This is a genomic window from Trichococcus alkaliphilus (genome assembly GCF_003008695.1).
Taxonomy (GTDB): domain Bacteria; phylum Bacillota; class Bacilli; order Lactobacillales; family Aerococcaceae; genus Trichococcus; species Trichococcus alkaliphilus.
In genome coordinates, this window is sequence record NZ_PXZT01000003.1 from 47,483 (window position 1) to 59,095 (window position 11,613).

Genomic DNA, 11,613 nt, shown 5'->3' on the forward strand with positions numbered 1-11,613 from the left:
GGCTCCTCCGGCGGCGGCAGCCTCGCCGGAGCTGGGCGCATTTCGCAGTGCTGTCCTCCGGCGACCGCCGCCTAGGCCGGAGTTCCGGCACACATTCCAGTCGAACAAAAAAATCCGCACACCACCGCGGACAGCCCCCGCGCATGCAGTTTGGGGCGATCCTACCGGCAGAATGCGAAAAGGAATTCAGTTATTCAGATGGCTTTTGTTCTGTTGGCTTGCGGCGCGCGCCTTTGTTTTTCAGCGTCTTGGTGCGGACTTTTTTCTTTTTGATTTTCTTGGCTGGCGCTTGTGGGGACGCCTCTTCCTCTTTCAAGGCAGCTTTTTTCTGGATTTTGGCTGCTTTGGCTGCGGCCGGTTTCTGCGCATCGCGGATGGCGTCACGTGATTCACGGCTCGGCAGTTCGTTGACGAGCTCACCGCCGTAGATGAAGAATTCTTTCACTTCATCCGGATGCGGCGCGAAGCGTTTGATATCGCGACTGTTGCGGTCATTCACGAGTGACAGCACGACCCCTTTTTTGCCCATCCGGCCCGTACGTCCGGAGCGGTGCAAGTAGGTTTCCTTCGAAAGCGGCAGATCGTAATGGATGACGTAAGGCAGATCCAGGATGTCGATCCCGCGGGCGGAAACATCCGTCGTCAGAAGGAACGTCGCGTTGCCTTTGCGGAATTCATCCATGGCGCTCTTACGCTGCGCCTTGCCGTAGTCGCTGTGCAGCATGCGGACATTGATGCCCTCGAACTGCAGTTTTCCCGCCAAATAATCAAGTTCCTGCGTAGAATTCACGAAAACGAGCGCCTGCATGCCTTCCAAGTTGCCCAACCGGCGCAGCATTTCCGCACGTTTCCGCGTCGGTGCCTCGATGAAACCATGGACAGTCTGATCCATGAACTGGCCTTCCTTGGTCGTGTCGAACCAAAGCGGCTCTGTGTTGAACCATTTCTGGATATCCTTGAGGTTTTCGCTGTTCGTAGCCGAAAAGAAACCCATCTGGCGGGCACCCGGCATTTTTTTGATTAATTCGCGCAAGGCACTCAGATGCTCTTCCTGCATCAAGTAGTCGGCTTCATCCAAGATGACCGTCTTGATGTTGTGCAGTCTGAGTTTTTTCTGGTTGGCCAATTCCAATAATCGTCCCGGTGTTCCGACCACGATTTCCGGCTTTTCCTTCAGCTTGTCGATCTGACGGCCCACGTTCGCGCCACCGATGATCACTTGCGCGGTCAGGTCTTTAAGGGAACCCCATTCCGCCAAAACGTGCCCTACTTGGTGTGCCAATTCCTGCGAAGGCACGAGCACCAACAATTGCAATTCCTTGTTGGCATCCGTTTTTTGCAGCAACGGGATGGCATAAGCCAAGGTTTTGCCGGTACCGGTCGGCGATAGGCCAACGACATCTTTGCCTTCCATCAACGGCTTGAAGACATTTTCTTGGATCGGCGTCGGCAGCTGAAAACTCATCTCGTTCCAGTATTTCTCGAATGGCATTGCCATTTCTTCCATCATCATCATTTGTTTCCTCATTTCTTATAGTGCAGCCTGTTATTAAGCTGCGGTGCATGCCTCGCGCGGAAGCATCCGGCTGACCTACGCCTCATCTAAATCCGCTGGATAAACGATGCCCGCTTTTTTGCGCAAAGCTTCCATTGTCCGGTTGACGTCTCGGCTGATCTGCGTCCAACGTTCATAGTCTTCTATAGTATCAGGATTTCCCGGATCATTCAAGACACCCGCGAATGCACGGACCTCGTCATCCATGAAATGCCCGGACGCTTTTTCGGCCAATTGATAACGTTCCTCGGTCTCGCCGTCCACCAGTTCGACGGATTGGATCAAATTGACACCATCGAGAATCAACGTATTTTTGCCGCTGTAGATTTCCGAATCAGCGAAGGAATTATAGATTTTCGAAGTATGCAGGCTGACTGTAAAATACGGATATGTCAGCAGCATCGTGCCGGCTCCATCAACGCCCGTCTGGATTTTCTTGGCGGCATAATCGACTTCCTCGGGCACACCGAACCAAGCGATGGCAGCATACAGCAAGTACACGCCCAAATCGGAGAGCGCCCCGCCGGAAAATTCCAGCGAGAAGATGTTCGGTTCCTCGCCGGCCAAGACTTGGTCATAGCGGGAGGAGTATTTGGCATAAGTGAAGCTGGCGCCGTCGATTTCGCCCAATTTGGCGATCTCGTTCTTGACGAGCGCGAAGTTCGGTTCATGCAGGTGGCGGGCGGCTTCAAACAGGAAAACATTGTTGGCTTTCGCTGCGGCGAAGGCTGCCTCCCATTCTTTCGTGTTCGAGAAGATCGGCTTCTCGACGATGAGATGCTTGCCGTTCGCGATGGCCGACATGGCCTGCTCGAAATGGAGACTGTTCGGCGATGCGATGTAGATGGCATCCACTTCCTCCAAGGCTGTGAATTTGTCCAGCTCGGTGACGAACAGATCCGCGCCGTAGCCCTCGCCGAAACTCTGGGCGTTGAACTGGGTGCGGCTGTAGACCGCTTTTATTTCGAATTGTCCGGATGCTTTTGCCGCTGTGGCGAATTCATGCGCGATGCTGCTCGTTCCGATGATGCCTAATCTGATCATGGTTTTATCCCCTCACTCATTGTTGTCTTTTGAACATTCTATCCCCATTCTACACTAATCGGGGGTGGAATGCTTAGCGATACCATTTTTTTGAGATGTAAAATGAATGATTTTTGTAGGCGTAATTGGGACTGACGCCCGGTTAAAGCATCCCCTTCGCAACAGAAGCAAAAAAGCATCCCTGTGAGAATGGGATGCTGGCATTATTCATTATAGGATTTGCTTTTCCGCCCGTTTCAGCTCTTGGCGCTGCTTTTGGCGTTTCTTCTTTTCGGCTTCCGACAGCGGCGCATAGTCCTTCAGATCCGGCAGGCCGCCGACGGACACTTCCCACAGATAAAGGCTCGCGATCGAACCATATGGCGCGTAGCGCCGTTTGTATTTCTGGAACAGCTGCTTCGTGATTTTGCGGTGATGGTACACCATCCGCAGTCCGCGATGGATGGCGAGGTCGTCCCAGCTCAGCACGTCCTGACGGCCCATCGAAAAGATCAGCAGCATCTCGGCAGTCCATTTGCCGATGCCGCGCAGCTGCGACAGTTCGGCGATGACCGCTTCGTCGCTCAAGCCCTTCAGCGCCTCCAGATCGCATTCGCCTGAAAGGACTTTTTCGGCCGCTTCACGGATATAGGTCGCTTTGCGGGTCGACAAACCGCATTGTTGGATTTCTTCGACGCTCACTCGGCAAAGATTTTCTGGCGTGATCGCTCCGAAAGCGGTGAGCATCCTTTTCCAGACGGTCTCCTGGGCCTTCATCGAAATCTGCTGACCGACGATATTGTTGATGAGCGCCGAAAAGAGATCCGCATCGATTGGCCGTTCAATCGTCCCAATCCGGTCGATGATGTCCGCCAAAATCGGATCCTTTGCCTTCAGATAGCGGATTGCTTCTTCGTCATAATAAAAATTCATCCTATCCATCCTTATTCTGAGTATTTACTGCTATTGTAACATTTTTCAGACATTCGCATAGAAATGGGACCTCTAGTTTTCATGAATACATGATCAAAACCTAAAAAAAGCCGGAGACTTGAAAGTCCCCAGCTCTATCATTTTTCATTAAACTGTCTTGTGCGTATCAGAAGTTTTATGCGTTCTAAGAGCCTTATTCGTATCGAATCCGATGCGTTTACCCAAGTTGTGGTCTTGGTGGCCTCTTTCGAAATTAGTGGGCTTTTGGATACGCGTGATCATTTCCATTTCCTGATCAGTCAGGGTGAAGTCGAAGAGGTCCAGATTCTCTTTCATGCGATCGGCATCCTTCGTTTTCGGAATCGGAATGAGGTCACGTTGCACACACCATTTCAATACAACCTGCACCGGCGTCTTGCCATATTTTTCGCCGATCTTGATGACTTTGCTTTCCGAGATGACCCGGCCTTTTGCCAATGGGCTGTAAGCCATGGTCACGATATTGTTGTCGTAGCAGAAGTCATCGACTACTTCCATATTGTTGTAAGGGTTGATTTCGAGTTGGTTTACTGCTGGTTTGATCCGGCAATTTTCCATCAACTGCGTCAGATCGCCGCGCATGAAGTTGGAAACACCGATACTGCGGACAATGCCGGAGTCTGTGGCATCTTCCAATGCTTTCCACGTTTCTGCGTTGACATCGTCGCTTTCGCTAGGCGAATGGATCAGGAACAGGTCGATGTATTTCAGTCCGAGACGGTCATAGCTGGCTCGAATAGCGTCCGTTGCTTTCTCAAAACCCATGTCGTCTTTCCAGATTTTTGTGACGACGAAAATGTCATCTCTGGAAATGCCGCCATTGATTGCTTTTTGGATACCGCGGCCTACGCCGGCTTCATTTCCATACATGCTGGCTGTGTCGATTAGGCGGTACCCGCGCATGATGGCCATGAAGACCAATTCTTCCGCTTCATCATCGCTCACATTCCAAGTGCCGTATCCGATACCGGGGATTGTAAAACCATCATTCAAAGGCATTCTGTCCATTAAGCTCTTCACCATGATAACCCACACTCCTTCTACTTATTACCTTAAGTGTAACGCAATTCAGTCAGAAATACAAAAATTATTAATGCGCTTACATAACAAACTGGAGGGAAAGCTCTTCCCTCGCCGTCTAAGCTTAATCAGAGCACGCGCCTACAGTGGTTTGGAAACCGAGCCGCTCGTCAAGGTCACGATGACCATTTCCGGTCGGTTGTTGATGCGGAACGGAAAGGACGCTCCACCGATACCGCGGCTGACGACCAGTTTCTTTTCCTGATCTGTCGGCAAGAGATAGACCCCTTCGGTATGCTGCGGCATCCGTCCTTGGCCTGGAGCGTAAAGGCCGCCCAGTCTAGGGATGCGGATTTGACCGCCGTGCGCATGGCCGGCAAACGTGATGTCAGCTGATTTCTCCGGATTGATATGGTACTTCAGGAAATGTTCAGGACGATGCGCCAGCAAAAGGCGCGTCTGGCCTTGCCAATCTTTGCGGAGCTTGATTTTTTTCAGGAAATCCTTCGTAATTTTCTGGATGGCTGCGCCTTTGTCGCTCAGACCCATTATGACGACAGGCTTTCTGCCTTTCGCCAGGACGCTCATTGCTTCATCGTCCAGAAATCGGATCCCTGTTTTCTTGTACAGATCCAACGCAATGTGGAACATCGGAGAGTGGCGGTCATGGTTCCCCGTTATGGCATAGGTCGGCGCGATCGCCGCTAATTTCCGGAACAGCGTTTCTGCCACCGAGGGGTCAAAAGGATGATCCCCTTGAATCTGGTCGCCGGTCAGAAAGATGAAGTCCGGTTCCGCTTCCTTGGTCATGTCGATCAGCTTGTTCAGATCGATTTTCTCTTTGGGCAGATGAAGATCGGAAAGCTGGACGATCTTCATCCCTTCGTTTTCCGGCGCAAGGTTCTTGACCGGAATCGTGTACTCGGTCTTCTGGATCCACGTGTTTTGGAGATGCAGATAGGCCGCCGCGCCCGCCAAAACGGCAGTTTTCAGCAAGCTTTTGTTTTTTATGTTCATATTTATCATCCTTCATGAAACCCTATTGTTTCCTTTATTCTAATGCTTTGGAGCGCTTCCGTCAAAGCAAAACGGTTGGCTCTAGTGACTATCGGATCCGGGCGAATTTCCTGAAAGCATCGGAAAATTGCCCAATGTCCTTCGAAAGGGTGCGTTTTACTTCCTATTTAATAGTTGGCATGTTATGTTTAATGTATGGATATTACTCTTCAACATTATAACATCACTGTGAAAGGAATGAATCTATGCGTATCTTTACAGAAAAATTAAGGGAAGTCCTGCAGTCGGTGTTGCCGATCACGTTGCTTGTCGTCCTTCTCCACTTCACATTGACGCCGCTCGAAACGATTGATCTGCAGAGGTTCCTGTTCGGGGCGTTTTTGATCACCATCGGCTTATCCATCTTCCTTTTCGGCGTGGATCTCGGCATCACGCCGATCGGGAAATTTCTCGGGAGAGGCTTGGCCCGCAGCAACAGCATGAAATACGTGCTCGGGATGGGGCTTGTGCTCGGCTTTTTCATCTCGATCGCGGAACCCGATCTGCATATTTTGGCGACTCAGGTTTCCGAGGTCACGAACGGCATGTATCCGAAAAATTTGCTCCTGGTCGTCGTTTCCGTCGGCATCGCCGTGATGCTGACTATTGGCCTATTCCGGATCGTTTACCGCTATCCGCTGAACAAAGCCTTCACGTTCCTCTACCTCACCATCTTCGGGTTGGCCTACTTCAGCACCAACGACCTGTTCGCCATCGCTTTCGACGCTTCGGGATCGACGACCGGCGCTTTGACTGTGCCCTTCATGTTGGCTCTGGCAGTCGGGGTCGCATCCCTGAACCGACGAACGCAATCAGCTGAAGAGGACAGCTTCGGGCTGGTGGGGATCGCCTCAGCCGGCGCCATTCTAGCCTTATTGATCCTGGGTTTGTTCGTCCGTTCCGATGAACCGCTTTCGGGCTCGATGCCTGCCAGCGCGGCTGCGGAGACCGACTGGCTTGCGCCTTTCCTGCACGAGTTGCCGAAAATCGCGGGTGAAATCCTGTTGGCAGTTTCGCCGATATTGATCATCTTCGTGCTCACCCATGCCTTCTTTACGGATGAAAAACTCTCGAAGCGTACTTTCCGCCGTATTTTCTTGGGGATGTCTTATCTGTTTGTCGGGTTGGTGCTTTTCCTAACCGGCGTGAATGCCGGATTCATGGAAGTCGGACGCAAACTCGGCATGCTGATTGCCGGGATGGACAGCTCGATTCCGGTCCTGGTAGTCGGTTTTGTACTGGGGGTATTGGTCATTTTGGCGGAACCTGCGGTATATGTATTGACGCATCAAATAGAAGATGTTACAACTGGATATGTTAAGCGCGGTATTGTGCTGGGATTCCTGTCCATCGGAGTCGGGCTCGCCGTCCTCTTGTCGGTCGTGCGTGTGCTCATCCCTTGGCTGCAACTGTGGCACTATCTCGTCCCCGGCTATCTGGTTATCATCGCCCTCTCCTACAAAGTCCCGAAGCTGTTCGTCGGTATAGCCTTTGATGCGGGCGGCGTGGCTTCAGGGCCGATGACGGCCACTTTCATCCTGGCGTTCATCCAAGGTGTCGCGGAAATCACGCCGGACGCCAACGTGCTTTTGGAAGGCTTCGGGATGATTGCGATGGTGGCGATGATGCCGATCATCTCGCTGCAATTGTTAGGCGCCATCTATCAGCGCAACAGTGTAAAGGAGGGTCTTTGATTGACCAAACAAGTTGAAAACACACGATTCTACGACGTCATTTTTGTCGTCGTCAACATCGGCAAAGCAAGCCGGGTGCTTGAGGAAGCGAAGAAATGCGGCATCACCGGCGGGACCATTATGCATGGTTCCGGCACGGTTTCCAGCGCTTTATTGCGCACGATCGGTTTTTATGAAGTAAAAAAAGAGATCCTCTTTATGGTCTGCGCGCGCGAAAAAACGCAGCCTGCCATCGAACACATCAGCTCGCTCTTCCATTTCGAGTTACCGAATCGCGGCATCCTCTTCACGAGTCCGCTTTCGCACTTGCTGGGCACGCACGGTGAACGTCTGCATCTGGACGAAAAGGATGCCCATCCAGATTCCGGTCACGAAGTCTTTTTCACGCTCGTTGCCGCCGGATTGGGTGACGAAGTCGTCGAAGCGGCTGCTGCGGCAGGCGCACGCGGTGGCACCCTCTTCCACGGGACCGGGGCCTTCGCAGAAAAATGCCGGAAAGTGTTCGGGATCGAAGTGGATGCCGGCAAAGACATCATCATGAACCTAGTCACATCCGATGTCGCTCCCGCGGTGGAAACCGCCATCGTCGAGCGGATGCAACTGGATGTGCCGGGTAATGGCATCCTGTTCAGTTTCGATGCCGAAAATTTGCGTGGCGTGCGTTAAGGGAAATACTATTTGATAGACAAACTTAATAAACCTGGATTGGTGTTTGACACCGATCCGGGTTTTTTGCATACTTGAGGAGCGATATTGTCCAATGTTCCTCTTTTTATTTTCAGTAACTTTCATTGCATATTGCGGGGGCTGTTCCCCATTTCACAAACTGTTTTGCGAACTGTACCAACATCCCGACCGAATGTTCGGAACCACGCAACAAGATATGTTCATTTTGTTCAATCTTTCCGATGAAAATGATTTATAACAGCATCTAAAACTGTATTATTTTTATAGATAAAACGGTTGCTTTCGGCCCAAATACGTGCTATCTTAAGTCTAGTTCTTATTCGAGGAAAAAGGAGAGGTTTCACGGATGGTAAAGAAAAAGAGAGTTTTATTTGGCGGTTTGACAGCATTATTAGGTTTGACTTTGGCGGCCTGCGGGAGCGGCGAAACAGCCGACAGCAGCGCTATTGATACAGCGGTGTTAACTGATTCAGCAACAGCATGGGACAAGATCGAGGAAGCCGGCGTTTTGAAGGCAGCCACTTCCGGGACGCTTTACCCTAATTCTTATCACGACAAGGAAACTGACGAATTGACTGGTTACGAAGTGGAGATCCTTCGTGAAATCGCTGAGCGCATCGGCGTGGAAGTGGAATTCACAGAAATGGGCGTAGACGGCATGCTTACTTCCGTCAACAGCGGCGCAGTGGATGTTGCAGCATTCGGAATCGACCGCAATGGCGAAAATGCCGACAAATACAATTACACTACCCCTTACAAATATTCATTCGGTGCCATGGTCGTCCGTGAATCCGATAATTCCGGCATCGAAACGCTGGAAGATTTGAAAGGCAAAATCGCTGCCGGTGCGGCAACGACAACTTACATGAAAGTTGCGCGTTACTTCGGCGCAGAAGAAAAAATCTACGACAACGCGACAAACGATATGTATCTTTCGGACGTAGCGAACGGACGGACCGACGTTATCCTGAACGACTATTACGCACAAAAATTGGCGACTGCGGCTTTGCCTGATATCCCGGTAAAAGTGCATGACATTTTCTACAACCCATCCGAAACTAATTTCTCCATCAAAAAAGGCAATGACGAATTGACCGATAAGTTCAACACAGCTTTGGATGAAATGCGTGCTGACGGTACTTTAGCGGAATTGTCGAAACAGTTCTATGACGGTGCGGATGTGACTGTCCAGATCGAATATGATTTCCCTGTGATCGACGTAAGCAACGTAGATTAGACACATAGAATAAATACGTAGAACAGAAAGGTGGGCAAGACATGTCAGGCATCCAGTGGCAGTATATCTTTAATCCGGAATTGGCTCTCTACAGCCTTCCGTACGTCCTGAAAGGGATGGGCTATACGCTTGGAATCGCGTTGACCAGCATGGTGAATGGTACGCTGCTTGGCTTTGTTCTTGCGATGCTGCAACTGGCCAAGTTGAAACCACTTCGCTGGCTGGCGCGGCTCTACATCTCCTTCATGAGGGGAACCCCTACTTTGGTCATTTTGTTCCTGCTCTACTTCGGCTTTCCGTTCATCGGCATCCAATTCACAGCCGTCACGGCAGCCATCATCGGCTTCAGCATGAGCTCGGCCGCCTACAGTGCGGAAATCATCCGATCATCATTGAATTCCGTCAATCACGGACAATGGGAAGCGGCTTATGCGCTGGGGCTGAAATGGTCGTTCATCATGCGTAAAGTCATCGTGCCGCAAGCCCTGCGGATCGCCATCCCGCCGATGAGCAACGTGCTGCTGGACCTGATCAAAGGGTCATCTTTGGCGGCAATGATCACCGTTCCGGAAATGTTCCAGAACGCCAAGATAGTCGGCGGCCGCGAGTTCGACTACATGACCATGTACATCCTGGTCGCGCTCATCTACTGGGCGGTCTGCAGCGTCTTTGCTGCTTTCCAGACACGCATCGAGAAGAAATTGTCTTTGTATGTGGAATGACAAAAGAGGCAACCTCGCTTTTTCGAGGTTGCCTCTTTTTCAGTTTAATTCCTTAACTATTTCAGATACTTTTTCCAAACGCTCTATCGTATTGGATCTTGAGCGGCTTACTTTTCTCGGTCCGTTTTTTCCGCCTTTGATGCTGACTATAGTTTTCCCTCCAGGACTTCGAATGGTCCCTTCAAATACCCTTACTTCAGCAGAAGGCCTACAGTTTTCTGCTTTTTTATTGACTTCCAACTCTTTCTTGACCTCTTCAGGCAACGCCATATAGATCAACATTTGTGAAGAACCCGAAGCAGCAGACTTCCCTTGCTCCCACGACCTGATGGTGGATATGTTCATATTAACAATCTCCGAAAACTCTTTCTGAGTAATCCCTAATACGGTCCTGAATAATTTATAAAAAATCTTTTTCTCAAATGCTTTGCCGGAATTCAATAGTTTTATCAAGGCTTTCTTATTGCTGGCTTGCTTCTGTTCATCTACTTTGTTCTTTAAATCATAATAGATGTAAAAAAATTTACCTTCAGCTGATTTTTCGGGTGTCCCAAATAGAAATTCTTTTAATTGCAATTCATCAATCGCGTAGTCTTTCATCAACTCTTCTCTGGAAACATCCAATGCCGCCATGAAATGTTGCATTTCCAAAGATTGTTTTCCAAAAGGAGCGTCGTACCTGCTCTTCTCGTCTTTAAAAGGCTTCAACTCAGTATATTGCTCAGAAGTAAGATGTTCCTTACCCATCAGTATCATCCCTTTCCAGTTGTTCGATCATATCTTGTATCTCTACGGAACCATCCAGAGCCAATGCCATTATATCCGTCTTATCAACATTTCTTTGTCCAGAGTAGCTCGACGGCGTAAACGAAGAGTTAGAATACGCCTTGTCAAATACGCCAACAACATATTTATTGTATGAATATGTTTCGCCAATCTCAACCATTTCCTGACCTAGCTGAAAAATGCCCCTTAAGATGATATCAGTCTCTCCAAAAATCTCTTGCTTAGCTCCCTTTAAACGCGAATTCAAATCCAGACGAAATTCATAGATACGATTTCCTGTTGAGAGATGCTTATTGTTCAACTTTTGGATGATCCTTAGACTCATCTCCACCTCATGTCCCCTGACTCGAATAGCGATTGACTTATCTTTAGGAACTGTAAAGTTATCCCACCAATCAAAATCATAGCCATTAATCTGTTCCAAAACAGCTATAATAAAGTTGTATAGTGCTAGCGATTTGATGTCGTCTTGAGCGTCTAATTCGGCTAAATAGTGATGCAATAACTCATCTGACTGAACCTGGTTGCTGTCAATGCTGTACCAGCCATCAACTTCACCGAGTCGGTTTATCCTTACCATGATTTCCCACAACTCCTCAGTGCGTAGTATAGCAGCAACCTCGTAAAACGTAATAATTATTATTACACAATATTATAAGGTACCCATTCTTATTAGTCAATCAAACCGATTTCAGGCTCCGAACGATCTGAAATTGAATCTGTTCTCTAAAAAAATGGTCTGCTAAAAGTAAAATACGCAAAAAGCAGGCTGTTACGGGCCTGCTTTTTTGCGTATTCTGGAAGCCGGAGTCGGGGCCGGCTTCTTCTATTCATCGATTACTCGGAGTAGCATATTAAGAA

General features: G+C 49.5%; 11 protein-coding genes. 4 read left to right on the forward strand and 7 right to left on the reverse strand.

What is annotated here, in order from left to right:
* Positions 1-190: 190 nt before the first annotated feature.
* The 5 genes from C7R73_RS03375 to C7R73_RS03395 form a co-directional block, all read right to left on the reverse strand.
* On the reverse strand, positions 191-1,516 hold the full coding sequence (locus tag C7R73_RS03375; protein WP_239992559.1) for a DEAD/DEAH box helicase: 1,326 nt from the start codon (positions 1,514-1,516) through the stop codon (positions 191-193).
* Positions 1,517-1,591: 75 nt separating this feature from the next.
* Positions 1,592-2,599, reverse strand: coding sequence for a Gfo/Idh/MocA family protein (locus C7R73_RS03380; RefSeq protein ID WP_106449131.1), 1,008 nt, complete (start codon positions 2,597-2,599; stop codon positions 1,592-1,594).
* Between the two features lie 210 nt (positions 2,600-2,809).
* Positions 2,810-3,511 (reverse strand): DNA-3-methyladenine glycosylase family protein, encoded by a 702-nt coding sequence (locus tag C7R73_RS03385; RefSeq protein WP_106449132.1) that lies wholly within the window; start codon positions 3,509-3,511, stop codon positions 2,810-2,812.
* Between the two features lie 147 nt (positions 3,512-3,658).
* Complete coding sequence (locus C7R73_RS03390; protein ID WP_106449133.1) at positions 3,659-4,573, reverse strand: aldo/keto reductase; 915 nt, start codon at positions 4,571-4,573, stop codon at positions 3,659-3,661.
* Between the two features lie 138 nt (positions 4,574-4,711).
* Entirely contained in the window at positions 4,712-5,587 is an 876-nt protein-coding gene (locus C7R73_RS03395; protein WP_161525855.1) for a metallophosphoesterase, read from the reverse strand.
* 245 nt (positions 5,588-5,832) lie between these two features.
* Here C7R73_RS03395 and C7R73_RS03400 point away from each other — a divergent pair, with 245 nt between their 5' ends.
* From C7R73_RS03400 to C7R73_RS03415, 4 genes are all read left to right on the forward strand, one after another.
* Complete coding sequence (locus C7R73_RS03400) at positions 5,833-7,320, forward strand: DUF1538 domain-containing protein (protein ID WP_106449135.1); 1,488 nt, start codon at positions 5,833-5,835, stop codon at positions 7,318-7,320.
* Entirely contained in the window at positions 7,321-7,986 is a 666-nt protein-coding gene (locus C7R73_RS03405) for a hypothetical protein (RefSeq protein ID WP_106449136.1), read from the forward strand.
* 367 nt (positions 7,987-8,353) lie between these two features.
* On the forward strand, positions 8,354-9,244 hold the full coding sequence (locus C7R73_RS03410) for a transporter substrate-binding domain-containing protein (RefSeq protein WP_106449137.1): 891 nt from the start codon (positions 8,354-8,356) through the stop codon (positions 9,242-9,244).
* A gap of 41 nt (positions 9,245-9,285) precedes the next feature.
* Positions 9,286-9,966, forward strand: a complete 681-nt coding sequence (locus tag C7R73_RS03415) for an amino acid ABC transporter permease (protein ID WP_106449138.1) — start codon at positions 9,286-9,288, stop codon at positions 9,964-9,966.
* A gap of 39 nt (positions 9,967-10,005) precedes the next feature.
* Here the strand turns inward: C7R73_RS03415 and C7R73_RS03420 are convergent, their stop codons facing one another.
* Both C7R73_RS03420 and C7R73_RS03425 read right to left on the reverse strand, forming a co-directional pair.
* Positions 10,006-10,713, reverse strand: coding sequence for a helix-turn-helix domain-containing protein (locus tag C7R73_RS03420; protein ID WP_106449139.1), 708 nt, complete (start codon positions 10,711-10,713; stop codon positions 10,006-10,008).
* A complete protein-coding gene (locus tag C7R73_RS03425; RefSeq protein ID WP_106449140.1) occupies positions 10,706-11,332 on the reverse strand; it encodes a hypothetical protein in 627 nt (208 codons plus the stop codon). The genes C7R73_RS03420 and C7R73_RS03425 overlap by 8 nt, the downstream gene beginning before the upstream one ends.
* Positions 11,333-11,613 lie beyond the last annotated feature (281 nt).